Consider the following 17,599-nt stretch of genomic DNA (forward strand, 5'->3'; position numbering starts at 1 on the left):
TTTCGGTTTTATTCATCCAGCTTTGGCTGGGGTGAGTCATCCGGGATTTTGACATGAACCTGAATAATACGCCGACTGTCGGCCATCGCCACTTTGAACTGGTAACCGTCGATGTCGATGGTTTCGCCACGCGCCGGGAGATGCCCAAATGCCTGCATCACCAGACCTCCGATGGTGTCGACTTCTTCATCGCTAAAGTGGGTGCCGAAGGCTTCGTTGAAATCTTCGATGGAAGCCAGTGCGCGCACGGTCCAGGTATGACGACTCAGCTGACGGAAGTCGATATCATCTTCTTCGTCATACTCGTCTTCAATCTCACCAACAATCAGTTCCAGGATATCTTCAATGGTCACCAGACCGGAAACCCCACCGAATTCGTCAATGACGATCGCCATGTGGTAACGCTGAGAGCGAAACTCTTTCAGCATCCGGTCTACGCGCTTACTTTCAGGAACGACAACCGCCTGACGTAACACTTTGTCCATGCTGAAGGCTTCAGCATCGCTGCGCATAAACGGCAGCAAGTCTTTCGCCATCAGAATCCCTTCAATGTGATCTTTGTCTTCGCTAATCACCGGGAAACGTGAGTGGGCGGACTCGATGATGACATCAAGGCATTCGTCCAGCGTCTGGTTGCGTTTCAGGGTAATCATCTGGGAGCGGGGGATCATGATGTCGCGAACGCGTTGGTCTGCGATGTCCATCACCCCTTCGAGCATATCGCGCGTATCTTCGTCGATAAGGTCGTTCTGCCCGGAATCACGGATCAGCGCCAGCAGTTCGTCACGGTTTTTCGGTTCACCGTGGAAAAGTTGGCTGAGTAACAGGGAGAAAAATCCCTTCTTGTTGCTTATCGTGTCACTACTGTGTGAATTGTCGTCGCTCATGGCGTCGTATGGGTTCTCATGTTAGTTAATCAAAACGCCGTCGTTAATCACCAACGGCGGGGACGTCTGCCAGTCAAATGCCTGGCAAATTATTCTTTCTCGGCAATGTACGGATCCTCATAGCCCAGAGCAAGCATAATCTCTGTTTCGAGGGCTTCCATTTCTTCTGCTTCGTCATCTTCGATGTGATCGTAACCTAACAAATGCAGACTGCCGTGCACCACCATATGCGCCCAGTGCGCTTCCAGTGGTTTGCCTTGCTCCTGTGCTTCCTTTTCAACCACCTGACGGCAGATAACCAGATCGCCCAGCAGCGACATCTCCATGCCAGGCGGTACTTCAAACGGGAAGGAGAGCACGTTGGTCGGCTTATCCTTACCGCGATAGGTCAGATTGAGACTGTGGCTTTCGGCGGTATCGACCACGCGAATCGTCACTTCCGATTCTTCCTGAAACTGCGGGATCACCGCATTCAGCCATGTCTGAAACTGGCTCTCTTCCGGTAACCCGGAATTATCTTCACATGCCAGTTGTAAATCGAGGATCACCTGACTCATTTTTGTTCCTGTTCTTCGCGCTTGCGTTCTGCTGCCAGCGCCGCTTTTCGTTTTTGTTCGGCTTCTTCCCAGGCTTCATAAGCGTTAACGATACGCGCTACCACCGGGTGACGAACCACGTCTTCGCTGTGGAAGAAGTTAAAGCTGATCTCTTCGACATCGGCTAACACCTCGATAGCGTGACGTAAACCTGATTTAGTATTACGCGGTAAGTCGATCTGCGTGACATCGCCGGTAATAACTGCTTTTGAGTTAAAACCGATACGAGTCAGGAACATCTTCATCTGTTCGATGGTGGTGTTCTGGCTCTCATCAAGAATGATAAACGCGTCGTTCAGCGTACGGCCACGCATATAGGCCAGTGGCGCGACTTCAATAACGTTGCGCTCAATCAGCTTCTCGACTTTCTCAAAGCCCAACATTTCAAACAGCGCGTCATACAGCGGGCGCAGATACGGGTCCACTTTCTGGCTTAAATCGCCAGGCAGGAAGCCCAGTTTCTCACCGGCTTCTACCGCCGGACGAGTCAGCAGAATACGGCGAATTTCCTGACGCTCCAGGGCATCAACTGCCGCAGCCACTGCCAGGTAGGTTTTACCCGTACCCGCCGGGCCAACGCCGAAGGTAATGTCATGGTCGAGAATATTGGCGATGTACTGCGCCTGGTTTGGCGTGCGCGGTTTAATTACACCGCGTTTGGTCTTGATATTGACCGCTTTGCCATACTCCGGCACGCTCTCCGCACTTTGTTCCAGCACGCGCGCTTCTTTAATCGCAAGGTGGATCTGTTCCGGCTCGATATCCTGAATCTGACCGCGCATCGGGGCAGTATCGACATACAGGCTACGCAGAATGTCTGCCGCAGCGGTGACGCAAATCGGACGGCCGGTCAGTTTAAAATGATTATCGCGGCGATTGATTTCGATGCCGAGACGGCGTTCGAGTTGTTTGATGTTGTCATCAAACGGGCCGCACAGGCTCAACAGACGTGCGTTGTCTGCTGGCTCCAGAGTGATTTCGCGAGTGTCTATGTTCAAACCGTTCCTCTTATCTGTATGCCGCCGGAAGCTGAACATTCACCGGCCTATAAGGAAATTATTCACGCCACAGGAAAAAGGCGCAAGCATTGCGATAAAGATGGGGATAAAGAGAGAAAAAACAAGGCCCACCGGAACGGCGGGCCTGAGAATTACGGCTGATAATAACCCACGCCCAGGTCATTTTCTTTGCGGGTACGGGCAATCACCGATTCCGGTGTTTCTGCCACGCGCAGACCCATTTCATCTTCAGTTCGCACCACTTTACCGCGCAGAGAGTTCGGATAGACGTCGGTAATTTCTACATCGACGAATTTACCGATCATATCCGGCGTGCCTTCGAAGTTAACCACGCGGTTATTTTCAGTACGACCGGAAAGCTCCATGATGCTCTTACGCGATGTACCTTCTACCAGAATACGCTGGGTGGTGCCGAGCATACGGCGGCTCCATGCCATCGCTTGCTGATTAATGCGCTCTTGCAGAATATACAGACGCTGCTTCTTCTCTTCTTCCGGAACATCATCAACCATATCGGCGGCTGGTGTACCCGGACGAGCGGAGAAGATAAAGCTGTAGCTCATGTCGAAATTGACGTCGGCAATCAGCTTCATCGTTTTTTCGAAGTCTTCGGTGGTTTCGCCCGGGAAGCCGACAATGAAGTCAGAACTGATCTGAATATCAGGACGCGCCGCACGCAATTTACGGATGATCGCTTTGTACTCCAGCGCCGTGTGGGTACGTCCCATCAGGTTTAGAATGCGATCGGAACCGCTCTGAACCGGCAGATGCAGGAAGCTCACCAGCTCCGGCGTGTCGCGGTACACTTCGATGATATCGTCGGTGAATTCGATCGGATGGCTGGTGGTAAAGCGAATACGATCGATCCCGTCGATCGCCGCAACCAGACGCAGCAGATCGGCAAACGATCCGGTGGTGCCGTCGTAGTTCTCACCACGCCAGGCGTTCACGTTCTGACCGAGCAGGTTGACTTCACGCACGCCCTGAGCCGCAAGCTGGGCAATCTCAAACAGAATATCGTCGGAAGGACGGCTTACCTCTTCACCACGGGTGTAAGGCACCACACAGTAGGTGCAATATTTATTGCAGCCTTCCATGATGGAGACAAACGCGGTTGGTCCTTCGGCACGCGGTTCCGGCAGACGGTCAAACTTCTCGATTTCCGGGAAGCTGATATCTACAACCGGGCTGCGGTCGCCGCGTACGGAGTTGATCATCTCCGGCAGACGGTGCAGTGTTTGCGGCCCAAAAATAATATCAACATAGTGGGCGCGCTGGCGAATGTGCTCGCCTTCTTGCGATGCCACGCAGCCGCCGACGCCGATAATCAGGTCTGGATTCTTCTCTTTTAACAGTTTCCAGCGACCCAACTGATGGAAGACTTTTTCCTGAGCCTTCTCGCGGATTGAGCAGGTGTTCAGCAGCAGCACATCCGCTTCTTCCGCCACGTCGGTCAGTTGATAGCCGTGGGTGGCATCCAGCAGATCGGCCATCTTCGATGAATCGTACTCGTTCATCTGACAGCCCCAGGTTTTAATATGGAGTTTTTTGGTCATCGACTTGCTCTTGCGAAATAGTAGCCAGGAATGCAGGGCGCATAGTGTAATGCTTTGCTGCCGTTGTGACCAGTATGAGCGTTATCAGCCCTTGGGGGTAAAAATCCTGTAAACTTAAAGCATATTGCTAACAGGATGATTGACCATGACAAATCAACCAACGGAAATTGCCATTGTCGGCGGAGGAATGGTCGGCGGCGCACTGGCGCTGGGACTGGCACAGCACGGATTTTCGGTAACGGTAATCGAGCACGCAGAACCTGCGCCGTTTGTCGCTGACAGCCAGCCGGATGTGCGGATCTCGGCGATTAGTGCGGCTTCGGTATCATTGCTTAAAGGTTTAGGCGTCTGGGACGCGGTACAGGCCATGCGTTGCCATCCTTATCGCAGACTGGAAACGTGGGAGTGGGAAACGGCGCATGTGGTGTTTGATGCAGCCGAATTGAAGCTGCCGTTGCTTGGCTATATGGTGGAAAACACTGTCCTGCAACAGGCGCTGTGGCAGGCGCTGGAGGCGCATCCGAAAGTAACGTTACGTGTGCCAGGCTCACTGATTGCTCTGCATCGCCATAATGATCTTCAGGAACTGGAACTGAAGGGGGGCGAAGTGATCCAGGCGAAGCTGGTGATTGGCGCTGACGGTGCAAATTCGCAGGTGCGGCAAATGGCGGGAATTGGCGTTCATGCCTGGCAGTATGCACAGTCGTGTATGTTGATTAGCGTACAGTGTGAGAACGATCCCGGCGACAGCACCTGGCAGCAATTTACCCCGGATGGACCTCGTGCGTTTCTGCCGTTGTTTGATAACTGGGCATCGCTGGTGTGGTATGACTCTCCGGCACGCATTCGCCAGTTGCAGAATATGAATATGGCGCAGCTACAGGCGGAAATCGCGAAGCATTTCCCGTCGCGTCTTGGGTACGTGATGCCACTCGCCGCTGGTGCGTTTCCGCTGACGCGCCGCCATGCGTTGCAGTATGTGCAACCAGGGCTGGCGCTGGTGGGCGATGCGGCGCACACCATTCATCCGCTGGCGGGGCAGGGGGTGAATCTTGGTTATCGCGATGTTGATGCGCTGATTGACGTTCTGGTGAATGCCCGCAGCTACGGTGAAGCGTGGGCCAGTTATCCTGTCCTCAAGCGTTACCAGATGCGGCGTATGGCGGATAACTTCATTATGCAAAGCGGTATGGATCTGTTTTATGCCGGATTCAGCAATAATCTGCCGCCACTGCGTTTTATGCGTAATCTCGGGTTAATGGCGGCGGAGCGTGCTGGCGTATTGAAACGGCAGGCGCTGAAATATGCGTTAGGGTTGTAGCCTTACAACATTGCCGAATGCATGCCAACCGTAGGTCGGATAAGACGCGTCAGCGTCGCATCCGACTTTGAAGAATAAGACGTGTCAACATCGCATTCGACATTGAATATACGCAGAAAAGCAAAAAGCTCGCCGAAGCGAGCTTTTTTAATGTGGCTGGGGTACGAGGATTCGAACCTCGGAATGCCGGAATCAGAATCCGGTGCCTTACCGCTTGGCGATACCCCAACTGGGTGCACTTACAAGGTAAGCGTCTTGAATAAATTGGCTGGGGTACGAGGATTCGAACCTCGGAATGCCGGAATCAGAATCCGGTGCCTTACCGCTTGGCGATACCCCAACAAATTGGTTTGTGAATTTGCCGAACGCATTCGACACATTCAGAATTTGGTGGCTACGACGGGATTCGAACCTGTGACCCCATCATTATGAGTGATGTGCTCTAACCAACTGAGCTACGTAGCCAGATTGTTTCTTCGATGGCTGGGGTACCTGGATTCGAACCAGGGAATGCCGGTATCAAAAACCGGTGCCTTACCGCTTGGCGATACCCCAATAACCGGGCGGTGAACCGCTTACTCGAAGAAGATGGCTGGGGTACCTGGATTCGAACCAGGGAATGCCGGTATCAAAAACCGGTGCCTTACCGCTTGGCGATACCCCATCCGTACAACGCTTTCTGGTGAATGGTGCGGGAGGCGAGACTTGAACTCGCACACCTTGCGGCGCCAGAACCTAAATCTGGTGCGTCTACCAATTTCGCCACTCCCGCAAAAAAGATGGTGGCTACGACGGGATTCGAACCTGTGACCCCATCATTATGAGTGATGTGCTCTAACCAACTGAGCTACGTAGCCATCTTTTTTTCGCGATACCTTATCGGCGTTGCGGGGCGCATTATGCGTATAGAGCCTTGCAGCGTCAACCTCTTTTTCAAGGAAAATTGCTCGAAAGTGACTGTTTGGTTAGGTTGCGAACAGCGTGGCGCTATATTCGTCAATTATTGTTTACTTTGTGTTTTTTTCCCACCCTACAGCCATTCTTTTGTCATACAGGATGAAATTCGGAATTCAACAATAGTGGTAGGAAATTAATCTATGAAATACTGGCCCGTTGCAACAGGACAGGGCAGGGATCGCTACGCCTGCATCTCTGCTACCACTTCAGGCGATTTATTGAGGGAATACTATGCTGCGTTTTATGACGGCGCTGATGGGTGCGTTATTACTTATGCAATCTGCGTTTGCCGATACGGTCAAACCGGAAATCGGTAAATATGTTTTTGGCTATCGTGGGCAGGAAGGCGCTGTGGTGTGGATGATGCGGATAGGGCCGAAAGCCTCTAATGAAGCCCTCATTCAGGTATCGCATGTTGATAATGACATCGATGGCCAGATTTTTCGCTGTAAAGTGAAAGCATTACAGGAAGGTGAAAAATCCTATACCGCCGTAATTAAGGGCAAATCTTTTGAGTTATTACGCCTGAAAGAGGGGAATGGCAGCCTGCATATTCCGGATGAGCAGGCGACCTGGTCGGTGGCCTACAGTGATGAGTTGTCAAACAGTGATGTGGCAAACCCGGAACATTTCCTTACTGCATATCAGAATCAACAAGCAGCTCAATAACTGAAACAGCCCCGGATTTCTCCGGGGCAGTACCGCATTTCTTACTTATACGCCGACTGGTGAACACCAACCGCACGACCAGACGGATCGTCCATTTTCTTGAACGCCTCATCCCACTCAATCGCTTTAGCGGAAGAACACGCGACGGAAGGACCGCCCGGTACGCACTCTGCGGCGCTCGAAAGCGGGAACAGTTCTTCAAAGATCTCCCGGTACAGATACGCTTCTTTGGACGTCGGCGTGTTGTACGGGAAGCGGAAGCGGGCAGTTTCCAGCTGTTGATCAGAAACCTGCTGCGCCGCCACTTCTTTCAGGGTATCGATCCAACTGTAACCGACGCCATCGGAGAACTGCTCTTTCTGCCGCCAGGCCACGCTTGCAGGCAGATACGCTTCAAAACATTCACGCAGGATGTGTTTTTCCATTTTGCCGTTACCGCACATTTTATCCTGTGGGTTAATGCGCATCGCCACATCAAGGAATTTTTTGTCGAGGAACGGAACGCGTGCTTCCACGCCCCAGGCTGACATCGCTTTGTTGGCACGCGCGCAGTCATACATATGCAGGGCCAGCAGTTTACGCACCGTCTCTTCATGCAGTTCTTTGGCATTCGGTGCTTTGTGGAAGTAAAGATAACCGCCGAACACTTCATCAGAACCTTCACCGGACAGCACCATTTTAATGCCCATCGCCTTGATCTTACGCGACATTAAATACATCGGTGTTGAAGCGCGAATAGTGGTCACATCATAGGTTTCAATGTGGTAAATCACGTCGCGGATGGCGTCCAGACCTTCCTGTACAGTGAAGTGAATTTCATGATGCACAGTGCCCAGATGGTTTGCCACTTCCTGGGCTGCCTTCAGATCCGGTGAACCCGGCAGACCTACAGCAAAGGAGTGCAGCTGCGGCCACCAGGCTTCAGAGCGTTCCTGATCTTCCACGCGACGGGCGGCGTATTTCTTGGTGATCGCGGAAATAATTGAGGAATCCAGACCACCAGAAAGCAGCACACCGTAAGGCACATCAGACATCAGATGGCTTTTAACGGAATCTTCCAGTGCCTGACGCAGCTCGTTTTTGTCGGTCACGTTATCTTTCACCGCATCGTAGTCGAACCAGTCGCGGTGATAATAAGAACGGATTTCGCCGTCCTGACTCCACAAATAGCTCCCCGCCGGGAACTCTTTAATCGTGCGGCATACCGGCACCAGGGCTTTCATTTCTGAGGCCACATACAGCTGACCATGTTCGTCATAGCCCATATACAGTGGGATGATCCCCAGATGGTCGCGACCAATCAGATACGCATCTTTTTCGCTGTCGTACAGGGCAAAAGCGAACATGCCCTGCAAATCGTCGAGAAATTCCGGCCCTTTTTCCTGATACAGCGCGAGGATCACTTCACAGTCAGACCCGGTCTGGAACTGGTAACGATCGCCATATTCAGCGCGCAATGCCTGGTGGTTGTAGATTTCACCGTTTACTGCCAGCACATGAGTTTTTTGTTGGTTGTAGAGAGGTTGCGCCCCCGCGTTAACGTCAACAATGGACAGACGTTCGTGGGTGAGAATGGCGTTATCGCTGGCATAAATACCGGACCAGTCCGGGCCACGATGACGCATCAGGCGTGACAGCTCGAGTGCTTTCTTACGCAGCTCAACTGCGTCTGTTTTGATATCGAATACGCCAAAAATTGAACACATAACCTTCTCCGTTAACCTGGTGTTTGTTGCTTATTGTGTTTGCTTGTTTAAAAAAATGCCGCAAAGCAGCACTATGCGCAAGCGATTTGGCAGGGGGAAAATAAAAAACGTAATGGTGATTGCTGATTGATGAAAAAGAGGAGGGTTTGGAGGTGTATTTATTGATGAATCGATATTTTTTGGCGGGTTTTATTGAATGGGCGAATTTTAATGATGGGTAAAAATAAGAAACCACGCCCTGAGGCGTGGTTGCTATTCAGATAACGTCGATTTCAGCGACCGATGGGTAAATCCAGCTCGGGCGGAACGGCATACTGTCGATATCGTCGAGCGACGAAACACCGGACAGTACAAGAATCGTCTCCAGACCGGCCTGGAAGCCCGCCAGAATGTCGGTACGCAGATTATCACCGACAATCACCGTTTCTTCCGAATGCGCCTGCATTTTGTTTAATGCCGCGCGGATGATCCATGGGCTGGGCTTACCGACATAGAACGGTTTACGTCCGGAGATTTTCTCGATCCCCGCGCACAACGCGCCGCAGGCTGGATAAAAACCGCGTCCGTGAGTATCCGGATTGGTGGCGATAAAGCGTGCACCGTTAGCGACGAAATAGGCTGCTTTATGCATCATGTCCCAGTTGTAGGAACGCGTTTCGCCAACAATCACAAAATCAGGGTTCACATCGGTAATAGTGAAACCGGCTTTGTACAGTTCATGAATCAGTGCGCCTTCGCCCACCACATACGCTTTCTTGCCTTCCTGGCGACGCAGGAAATCGGCGGTCGCCATCGCGGAGGTATAAAACACGCTGTCCGGCACATCTACACCCGCAGTGGCAAAGCGGTTCGCCAGATCCTGCCCGGTCTGCGAAGGATAGTTGGTCAGCAACACCAGCGGCAGGCCTTTATCCATAATCCCGTGCAAAAATTCCGCTGCACCCGGTACGGCGACGTTATCGTGCATCAGCACGCCGTCGATATCGCAAATTACATTTTTAATGGTCATGGACTACCCAGAATATTGACAACAATAAGCGCCACTATAAAAGCACATTAATTTTCCAGCAAATGCTGGAGCAAAATACCGTTGAGCATGGCGCGTTTTACCAGCGCAAAAGCGCCGATTGCCGAGCGGTGATCCAGCTCAGAACGTACCACCGGCAGATTAGTACGAAACGCCTTCAGCGCCTGGGTATTAATGCAGCTTTCAATAGCAGGGAGCAGCACTTTATCGGCTTCGGTGATTTCACCGGCAATAACAATTTTTTGCGGATTAAATAAGTTGATAGCAATGGCGATGGTTTTGCCCAGATGACGACCGACATACTCAATCACTTCCGACGCCAGGCTATCGCCTTTGTTCGCGGCTTTGCAGATAGTTTTGATGGTGCAGTCGTCCAGTGGCACACGGCTCTGGTAGCCCTGCTTTAACAGATTCAACACCCGTTGTTCAATGGCAGCGTTGGCGGCGATAGTTTCCAGGCAGCCAAAGTTGCCGCAGTGGCAGCGTTCACCCAGCGGTTCGACCTGAATATGGCCAATTTCACCGACGTTGCCGTTGCGCCCGATAAAAATGCGCCCGTTAGAGATAATCCCTGCCCCGGTTCCGCGATGCACACGCACCAGAATGGAGTCTTCGCAATCCTGGCTTGCACCGAAGTAGTGCTCTGCCAGTGCCAGACTGCGGATATCGTGGCCGACAAAACAGGTCACTTTAAAACGTTCTTCCAGTGCTTCTACCAGTCCCCAGTTTTCTACCTGAATATGCGGCATGTAATGAATTTTGCCACTGTCCGGGTCAACAAGCCCTGGCAGGATCACGGAAATGGCGATCAGCTCGCGCAGTTTGCGCTGGTAGCTATCAATAAACTGAGCAATGGCATTCAGCAGTGCATGTTCCAGCGTTTGCTGAGTGCGTTCAGGCAACGGGTAATGTTCCTCTGCCAGCACTTTGCTGCTGAGATCAAACAGGGTGATGGTGGCGTCATGACGACCAAGCCGTACGCCGATTGCGTGGAAATTGCGGGTTTCGGTGACAATGGAGATAGCGCGGCGGCCCCCGGTGGAGGCCTGCTGATCAACTTCTTTGATCAGCCCGCGTTCGATAAGCTGACGCGTAATCTTGGTTACGCTGGCGGGGGCAAGCTGGCTTTGCTCGGCAATCTGAATCCGCGAGATTGGCCCATACTGGTCAATCAGGCGATAAACCGCCGCGCTGTTAAGCTGTTTTACGAGATCAACATTACCTATCTGAGCTTGTCCGCCTGGTGTCATACTTTCTCTTATTGAGTTACGACCTCGTTACCGTTAACGATGGTCTTGGTGATTTTAAAATCAGGTGTGAATGCAGTCAGGTTGGCTACTTTACCAGCGGCGAGCGTGCCGAGACGTTTTTCAACGCCAATCGCACGCGCCGGATAGAGCGTCGCCATACGCAGCACTTCATCCAGTGCGATACCGCAATGTTCGACCAGATTACGCACGCCTTCAATCATGGTTAAGGATGAACCGCTTAACGTACCATTCTCATCCACACAAAGTCCGTTACGGTAGTATATTGTTTTACCCGCAAAAATGAACTGTTCAATGTTGGCACCTGCTGGCGCGGTGGCATCGGTAACCAGACACAGTTTGTCGCCTTTCAGACGTTTAGCGTTACGAATGTTGGCGTAATCAACATGCAGGCCATCAGCGATAATACCGCAATAAATGTCGGCTTCGTCGAGGATAGCGCCCGCCAGGCCCGGTTCACGACCGGTAATATACGGCATCGCGTTGTACAGATGGGTGGCAAAGGTAATCCCCGCGCGGAAACCGGCTTTTGCTTCTTTCAACGTCGCGTTGGAGTGACCGGCAGAAACCACAATCCCGGCATTTGCCAGTTTGCTGATCACTTCCGCAGGAACCATTTCTGGTGCCAGGGTCACTTTGGTAATGACGTCGGCGTTCTCACACAGGAAATCGACCAGCGCGGCATCAGGCTTACGCACAAAATTCGGATTATGGGTGCCTTTTTTTACCAGATTCAGCCACGGACCTTCCAGATGCAGACCTAACGCCTGATTCGGATGTTTTGCCAGGTACTCGCGCATTACGCGCACGCCCTGTTTCATCAGTTCATCGCTGGTAGTGATAAGCGTCGGCAGATAGTTGGTGCAGCCCGATTTCTCATTGGCTTTCTGCATGATTTCCAGCGTTTCCACGCTGACCGCCTCTGCGGTATCGTTAAACTGCACGCCGCCACAGCCGTTTAATTGCACATCGATAAAACCGGGGGAGAGAATGGCCCCGTTCAGTGAACGTTGTTCAATCTCTGGCGGCAGTTCCGCTACCGGACAGACGCTTTTAATCAGGCCATCAGCGATTACAACCGCGTGGTCATCAAGAAATTCGTGACCGGTAAAGATCCGGCCCTGGGTTAATGCATACATTCTGACCCCCGATTTAAAAAAATATTGCCCTGAGCAATGCGTCAGGGCAGGGATAATAATTACAGATCTTTGATATTTTCTGCTTCTAACTCATTGAAATATCTTAAAGTCTTAACTTTCAGCTCCATGGTGGAAGGTTCATCGCACACCATGATGGCTTTCGGATGCAGTTGCAGACAGCTGATGGTCCACATGTGGTTCACGCAACCTTCAACGGCGGCTTGCAGCGCCAGTGCTTTCTGGCTGCCCAGCACCAGAATCATTACTTCTTCGGCATCCAACAATGTACCAACACCGACAGTCAGGGCATATTTTGGCACCTGATTGACATCGTTATCAAAGAAACGAGAGTTCGCGACGCGAGTGTCATGAGTCAGGGTTTTGATACGAGTACGAGAAGCCAGAGAAGACGCTGGTTCGTTAAATGCAATATGACCGTCGTTACCTACACCGCCCATAAACAGATGAATTTTTCCGTAAGAACGGATTTTTTCTTCATACTGGCGGCACTCGGCGTCGATATCCGGGGCGTTGCCGTTGAGAAGATTGATGTTTTCTGCTGGAATATCAACGTGATCGAAGAAGTTACGGTGCATAAAGCTGTAGTAGCTTTCCGGATGCTCTTTCGGAAGACCGACATATTCGTCCATGTTGAAGGTGACAACGTGCTTAAAGCTGACCTGGCCTGCTTTATGCATTTCGACTAACGCTTTATAGGTGGTCATCGGCGTGCCGCCAGTCGGCAGGCCCAGAACAAACGGACGATCGGCAGTCGGTTTGAACGCATTGATACGATTGACGATATGGCGAGCAGCCCATTTGCCGACCTGTTCAGCGGTAGTCAGGGGGATCAGTCTCATTATTCACCTCAAGTAAGTAAAAAGTAAGCCGTTGGCGGATTAGGCATCTTTAAGCGTAACCTGGATTTGCGCAGACAGGCGTCAATCCGACCTGATTTTTTGAATGATAAAATAAGTTTTCTGGTTTAGCCAGTAAAAGGGAGTGATGATAACGATATTTGGTGACAAAACTCACAAAAGACACGCGTTTAATTTGCGATACGAATTAAATTTTCACACACTCTGTAGCAGATGATCTAACAATCTGATTACAGAACATCGGCAGTACAATTTGCAGCAAAATAAAAATACGGCTTTAAACGAGCCAAATAGGGTTCTCGTAGGGGGAATAAGATGAATATTTTAGGTTTTTTCCAGCGACTCGGTAGGGCGTTACAGCTCCCTATCGCGGTGCTGCCGGTGGCGGCACTGTTGCTGCGATTCGGTCAGCCAGATTTACTTAACGTTGCGTTTATTGCCCAGGCGGGCGGTGCGATTTTTGATAACCTCGCATTAATCTTCGCCATCGGTGTGGCATCCAGCTGGTCGAAAGACAGCGCAGGTGCGGCGGCCCTGGCGGGTGCGGTAGGTTACTTTGTATTAACCAAAGCGATGGTGACCATCAACCCAGAAATTAACATGGGTGTACTGGCGGGTATCATTACCGGTCTGGTGGGTGGCGCAGTCTATAACCGTTGGTCCGATATTAAACTGCCGGATTTCCTGAGCTTCTTTGGCGGCAAACGTTTTGTGCCGATCGCCACCGGCTTCTTCTGCCTGGTGCTGGCGGCCATTTTTGGTTACGTCTGGCCACCGGTACAGCACGCTATCCATGCAGGCGGCGAATGGATCGTTTCTGCGGGCGCGCTGGGTTCCGGTATCTTTGGTTTCATCAACCGTCTGCTGATCCCAACCGGTCTGCATCAGGTACTGAACACCATCGCCTGGTTCCAGATTGGTGAATTCACCAACGCGGCGGGTACGGTTTTCCACGGCGACATTAACCGCTTCTATGCCGGTGACGGCACCGCGGGGATGTTCATGTCCGGCTTCTTCCCGATTATGATGTTCGGTCTGCCGGGTGCGGCGCTGGCGATGTACTTCGCAGCACCGAAAGAGCGTCGTCCGATGGTTGGCGGTATGCTGCTTTCTGTTGCTGTTACTGCGTTCCTGACCGGTGTGACTGAGCCGCTGGAATTCCTGTTCATGTTCCTTGCGCCGCTGCTGTACCTCCTGCACGCACTGCTGACGGGTATCAGCCTGTTTGTGGCAACGCTGCTGGGTATCCATGCTGGCTTCTCCTTCTCTGCGGGGGCTATCGACTACGCGTTGATGTATAACCTGCCGGCCGCCAGCCAGAACGTCTGGATGCTGCTGGTGATGGGGGTTGTGTTCTTCGCTATCTACTTCGTGGTGTTCAGTGTGGTTATCCGCATGTTCAATCTGAAAACGCCGGGTCGCGAAGATAAAGAAGACGAGATCGTTACTGAAGAAGCCAACAGCAACACTGAAGAAGGTCTCAATCAACTGGCGACCAACTATATTGCTGCGGTTGGCGGCACTGACAACCTGAAAGCCATTGACGCCTGTATTACTCGTCTGCGCCTGACGGTGGCTGACTCAGCTCGCGTCAACGATGCGATGTGTAAACGTCTGGGTGCTTCTGGGGTGGTAAAACTGAACAAACAGACTATTCAGGTGATTGTTGGCGCGAAAGCGGAATCCATTGGCGATGCAATGAAGAAAGTCGTTGCCCGTGGTCCGGTAGCAGCCGCCTCTGCTGAAACTGCGCCTGCAACTACCGTGCCTGTAGCAAAACCGCAGGCCGTACCAAACGCGGTGTCTGTCGCGGAGCTGGTATCGCCGATTACCGGTGATGTTGTGGCGCTGGATCAGGTTCCTGACGAAGCATTTGCCAGCAAAGCGGTGGGTGACGGTGTGGCGGTGAAACCGACGGATAAAATCGTCGTATCGCCAGCCGCAGGGACAATCGTGAAAATCTTCAACACCAATCACGCGTTCTGCCTGGAAACCGAAAAAGGCGCTGAGATTGTCGTCCATATGGGTATCGACACCGTAGCGCTGGAAGGCAAAGGCTTTAAACGTCTGGTGGAAGAGGGGGCGCAAGTAAGCGCAGGGCAACCGATTCTGGAAATGGATCTGGATTACCTGAACGCTAACGCCCGTTCGATGATTAGCCCGGTGGTTTGCAGCAATATCGACGATTTCAGCGGCCTTATCATTAAAGCTCAAGGTCATGTTGTGGCGGGTCAAACGCCGCTGTATGAAATCAAAAAGTAATCTGCTTCATGCCTGATGCGACGCATGACGCGTCTTATCAGGCCTACAAAATCTCAGTCCAGGTTGGATAAGACGCTTAAGCGTCGCATCCAACAATGACGCAGGACTGGCAAAAGCGGTGGAGATCTTCTCTGCCGCTTTTTTTTTCATCAATCATCCCCATAATCTCAGTGAGATTTTCGATTTTCACTAACTAACAGTTGTCAGCCTGTCCCGCTTATAAGATCATACGCCGTTATACGTTGTTTACGCTTTGAGGAATCCACGATGAGTGAGGCAGAAGCCCGCCCGACTAACTTTATCCGTCAGATCATCGATGAAGATCTGGCCAGTGGTAAGCACACCACAGTACACACCCGTTTCCCGCCGGAGCCGAATGGCTATCTGCATATTGGCCATGCGAAATCTATCTGCCTGAACTTCGGGATCGCCCAGGACTATAAAGGCCAGTGCAACCTGCGTTTCGACGACACTAACCCGGTAAAAGAAGATATCGAGTATGTCGATTCGATCAAAAACGACGTAGAGTGGTTAGGTTTTCACTGGTCTGGTAACGTCCGTTACTCCTCCGATTATTTTGATCAGCTCCACGCCTATGCGATCGAACTGATCAATAAAGGCCTGGCGTATGTTGATGAACTGACACCGGAACAGATCCGCGAATATCGTGGCACCCTGACTCAGCCGGGTAAAAACAGCCCGTACCGCGACCGTAGCGTTGAAGAGAACCTGGCGCTGTTCGAAAAAATGCGTACCGGTGGTTTTGAAGAAGGTAAAGCCTGCCTGCGCGCGAAAATCGACATGGCTTCGCCGTTTATCGTGATGCGCGATCCGGTGCTGTACCGCATTAAGTTTGCTGAACACCACCAGACCGGTAACAAGTGGTGCATCTACCCGATGTACGACTTCACCCACTGCATCAGCGATGCGCTGGAAGGTATTACACACTCTCTGTGTACGCTGGAGTTCCAGGATAACCGTCGTCTGTATGACTGGGTACTGGACAACATCACCATTCCTGTTCATCCGCGCCAGTACGAATTCTCGCGCCTGAATCTGGAATACACCGTGATGTCCAAGCGTAAGCTGAACCTGCTGGTGACCGACAAGCACGTTGAAGGCTGGGATGATCCGCGTATGCCGACTATTTCCGGTCTGCGTCGTCGTGGTTACACGGCGGCTTCTATTCGTGAGTTCTGCAAACGCATTGGCGTGACCAAGCAGGACAACACCATTGAGATGGCGTCGCTGGAATCCTGCATTCGTGAAGATCTCAACGAAAACGCCCCGCGCGCAATGGCGGTTATCGATCCGGTGAAACTGGTTATCGAAAACTACCAGGGCGAAGGCGAAATGGTTACCATGCCGAACCATCCAAACAAACCGGAAATGGGTAGCCGTCAGGTGCCGTTTAGCGGTGAGATTTGGATCGATCGCGCCGATTTCCGCGAAGAAGCTAACAAGCAGTACAAACGTCTGGTGCTGGGTAAAGAAGTGCGTCTGCGTAATGCTTACGTTATTAAGGCAGAACGCGTGGAGAAAGATGCCGAAGGCAATATCACCACCATCTTCTGTACTTATGACGCCGACACCTTAAGCAAAGATCCGGCAGATGGTCGTAAAGTGAAAGGCGTTATTCACTGGGTGAGCGCGGCACATGCGCTGCCGGTTGAAATCCGCCTGTACGATCGTCTGTTCAGCGTGCCGAACCCAGGTGCTGCGGATGATTTCCTGTCGGTGATTAACCCGGAATCGTTGGTGATCAAACAGGGCTTTGCTGAACCTTCGCTGAAAGATGCGGTAGCGGGTAAAGCATTCCAGTTTGAGCGTGAAGGTTATTTCTGCCTCGACAGCCGCCATTCTACGGCGGAAAAACCGGTATTTAACCGCACCGTTGGGCTGCGTGATACCTGGGCGAAAGTAGGCGAGTAATTTTAAGTTCTACCAGGCCGGGTGAGGCGTTTACGCCGCATCCGGCAAGAAACATAGAAACAGTTTCAAACGCTAAATTGCCTGATGCGCTACGCTTATCAGGCCTACATGATCTCTGCCATATATTGAATTTGCGTGCTTTTGTAGGCCGGATAAGGCGTTCACGCCGCATCCGGCAAGAAATAGCAAACAAACCCAAACGCCGCGCTCTGCGGCGTTTTTTTTGCTTTTCTTCGCGAATTAATTCCGCTTCGCAATTTATCCATAAAACAAATTTAAAATCACAAACCATAATTAAATAAAATGTAACCGTTTTCATCTTGCTGGAAATTCACGCTTTTATTCTTCTGCAAGCCTTTCAACTGCAAACTTAAGCCTTGTA

Annotated in this window: 13 protein-coding genes and 7 tRNA genes; 4 read left to right on the forward strand and 16 right to left on the reverse strand. The window is 51.6% G+C overall.

The window, feature by feature from the left end; translation table 11 throughout:
• Positions 1-8 precede the first annotated feature (8 nt).
• From corC to miaB, 4 genes are all read right to left on the reverse strand, one after another.
• A complete protein-coding gene (gene corC / locus QUE74_RS03985) occupies positions 9-887 on the reverse strand; it encodes a CNNM family magnesium/cobalt transport protein CorC (protein ID WP_001278605.1) in 879 nt (292 codons plus the stop codon).
• A gap of 89 nt (positions 888-976) precedes the next feature.
• Positions 977-1,444: an rRNA maturation RNase YbeY gene (ybeY, locus tag QUE74_RS03990; RefSeq protein WP_000084469.1), complete on the reverse strand. Its 468-nt coding sequence runs from the start codon at positions 1,442-1,444 to the stop codon at positions 977-979.
• Positions 1,441-2,481 carry a PhoH family protein gene (locus QUE74_RS03995; RefSeq protein WP_001018040.1) on the reverse strand — a complete coding sequence of 347 codons (1,041 nt, stop codon included), beginning with the start codon at positions 2,479-2,481 and terminating at the stop codon, positions 1,441-1,443. Before QUE74_RS03995 ends, ybeY begins: the two co-directional genes overlap by 4 nt.
• A gap of 152 nt (positions 2,482-2,633) precedes the next feature.
• A complete protein-coding gene (miaB, locus tag QUE74_RS04000; RefSeq protein WP_000162740.1) occupies positions 2,634-4,058 on the reverse strand; it encodes a tRNA (N6-isopentenyl adenosine(37)-C2)-methylthiotransferase MiaB in 1,425 nt (474 codons plus the stop codon).
• Between the two features lie 145 nt (positions 4,059-4,203).
• Between miaB and ubiF the strand changes: the two genes are divergently transcribed.
• The gene (gene ubiF / locus QUE74_RS04005) at positions 4,204-5,379 is read left to right on the forward strand and encodes a 3-demethoxyubiquinol 3-hydroxylase (RefSeq protein ID WP_000184587.1); all 1,176 of its coding nucleotides are present in this window, start codon (positions 4,204-4,206) and stop codon (positions 5,377-5,379) included.
• A gap of 153 nt (positions 5,380-5,532) precedes the next feature.
• On the opposite strand, the gene QUE74_RS04010 is transcribed toward ubiF, so the two are convergent.
• From QUE74_RS04010 to QUE74_RS04040, 7 genes are all read right to left on the reverse strand, one after another.
• Positions 5,533-5,607, reverse strand: a tRNA-Gln gene (locus tag QUE74_RS04010).
• A 37-nt stretch (positions 5,608-5,644) separates the two neighbouring features.
• A tRNA-Gln gene (locus QUE74_RS04015) sits at positions 5,645-5,719 on the reverse strand.
• Between the two features lie 48 nt (positions 5,720-5,767).
• Positions 5,768-5,844, reverse strand: a tRNA-Met gene (locus tag QUE74_RS04020).
• 15 nt (positions 5,845-5,859) lie between these two features.
• Positions 5,860-5,934 (reverse strand) — tRNA-Gln (locus QUE74_RS04025).
• 34 nt (positions 5,935-5,968) lie between these two features.
• Positions 5,969-6,043 (reverse strand) — tRNA-Gln (locus QUE74_RS04030).
• A 23-nt stretch (positions 6,044-6,066) separates the two neighbouring features.
• Positions 6,067-6,151, reverse strand: a tRNA-Leu gene (locus QUE74_RS04035).
• Between the two features lie 8 nt (positions 6,152-6,159).
• Positions 6,160-6,236: transfer RNA gene (locus tag QUE74_RS04040), tRNA-Met, on the reverse strand.
• A 331-nt stretch (positions 6,237-6,567) separates the two neighbouring features.
• Between QUE74_RS04040 and QUE74_RS04045 the strand changes: the two genes are divergently transcribed.
• Entirely contained in the window at positions 6,568-7,005 is a 438-nt protein-coding gene (locus QUE74_RS04045; protein WP_000943486.1) for a hypothetical protein, read from the forward strand.
• A 41-nt stretch (positions 7,006-7,046) separates the two neighbouring features.
• Here QUE74_RS04045 and asnB read toward each other — a convergent pair whose 3' ends face one another.
• From asnB to nagB, 5 genes are all read right to left on the reverse strand, one after another.
• Complete coding sequence (gene asnB, locus QUE74_RS04050; RefSeq protein WP_000337105.1) at positions 7,047-8,711, reverse strand: asparagine synthase B; 1,665 nt, start codon at positions 8,709-8,711, stop codon at positions 7,047-7,049.
• Positions 8,712-8,967: 256 nt separating this feature from the next.
• Positions 8,968-9,720 (reverse strand): ribonucleotide monophosphatase NagD, encoded by a 753-nt coding sequence (gene nagD / locus QUE74_RS04055; RefSeq protein ID WP_000153129.1) that lies wholly within the window; start codon positions 9,718-9,720, stop codon positions 8,968-8,970.
• 47 nt (positions 9,721-9,767) lie between these two features.
• Positions 9,768-10,988 (reverse strand): DNA-binding transcriptional regulator NagC, encoded by a 1,221-nt coding sequence (gene nagC / locus QUE74_RS04060; protein WP_000187594.1) that lies wholly within the window; start codon positions 10,986-10,988, stop codon positions 9,768-9,770.
• A gap of 8 nt (positions 10,989-10,996) precedes the next feature.
• A complete protein-coding gene (gene nagA, locus QUE74_RS04065) occupies positions 10,997-12,145 on the reverse strand; it encodes an N-acetylglucosamine-6-phosphate deacetylase (RefSeq protein ID WP_000271153.1) in 1,149 nt (382 codons plus the stop codon).
• Between the two features lie 59 nt (positions 12,146-12,204).
• Positions 12,205-13,005, reverse strand: a complete 801-nt coding sequence (nagB, locus tag QUE74_RS04070) for a glucosamine-6-phosphate deaminase (protein ID WP_001237071.1) — start codon at positions 13,003-13,005, stop codon at positions 12,205-12,207.
• 333 nt (positions 13,006-13,338) lie between these two features.
• On the opposite strand from nagB, the gene nagE reads away from it, so the two are divergent.
• The gene (nagE, locus tag QUE74_RS04075; RefSeq protein WP_001023142.1) at positions 13,339-15,285 is read left to right on the forward strand and encodes a PTS N-acetyl glucosamine transporter subunit IIABC; all 1,947 of its coding nucleotides are present in this window, start codon (positions 13,339-13,341) and stop codon (positions 15,283-15,285) included.
• A gap of 267 nt (positions 15,286-15,552) precedes the next feature.
• Positions 15,553-17,217 (forward strand): glutamine--tRNA ligase, encoded by a 1,665-nt coding sequence (gene glnS, locus QUE74_RS04080; RefSeq protein WP_001287134.1) that lies wholly within the window; start codon positions 15,553-15,555, stop codon positions 17,215-17,217.
• The last annotated feature ends 382 nt before the right edge of the window (positions 17,218-17,599 follow it).

Source organism: Escherichia sp. 10290, from assembly GCF_030295155.1.
Lineage (GTDB): Bacteria > Pseudomonadota > Gammaproteobacteria > Enterobacterales > Enterobacteriaceae > Escherichia > Escherichia coli_F.

Excerpts from the sequence above, each read along its gene's own strand:
- corC (WP_001278605.1), bottom strand. The coding sequence starts at position 887 with ATGAGCGACGACAATTCACACAGTAGTGACACGATAAGCAACAAGAAG.
- ybeY (WP_000084469.1), bottom strand. The coding sequence starts at position 1,444 with ATGAGTCAGGTGATCCTCGATTTACAACTGGCATGTGAAGATAATTCC.
- miaB (WP_000162740.1), bottom strand. The coding sequence starts at position 4,058 with ATGACCAAAAAACTCCATATTAAAACCTGGGGCTGTCAGATGAACGAG.
- ubiF (WP_000184587.1), top strand. The coding sequence starts at position 4,204 with ATGACAAATCAACCAACGGAAATTGCCATTGTCGGCGGAGGAATGGTC.
- QUE74_RS04045 (WP_000943486.1), top strand. The coding sequence starts at position 6,568 with ATGCTGCGTTTTATGACGGCGCTGATGGGTGCGTTATTACTTATGCAA.
- asnB (WP_000337105.1), bottom strand. The coding sequence starts at position 8,711 with ATGTGTTCAATTTTTGGCGTATTCGATATCAAAACAGACGCAGTTGAG.
- nagD (WP_000153129.1), bottom strand. The coding sequence starts at position 9,720 with ATGACCATTAAAAATGTAATTTGCGATATCGACGGCGTGCTGATGCAC.
- nagC (WP_000187594.1), bottom strand. The coding sequence starts at position 10,988 with ATGACACCAGGCGGACAAGCTCAGATAGGTAATGTTGATCTCGTAAAA.
- nagA (WP_000271153.1), bottom strand. The coding sequence starts at position 12,145 with ATGTATGCATTAACCCAGGGCCGGATCTTTACCGGTCACGAATTTCTT.
- nagB (WP_001237071.1), bottom strand. The coding sequence starts at position 13,005 with ATGAGACTGATCCCCCTGACTACCGCTGAACAGGTCGGCAAATGGGCT.
- nagE (WP_001023142.1), top strand. The coding sequence starts at position 13,339 with ATGAATATTTTAGGTTTTTTCCAGCGACTCGGTAGGGCGTTACAGCTC.
- glnS (WP_001287134.1), top strand. The coding sequence starts at position 15,553 with ATGAGTGAGGCAGAAGCCCGCCCGACTAACTTTATCCGTCAGATCATC.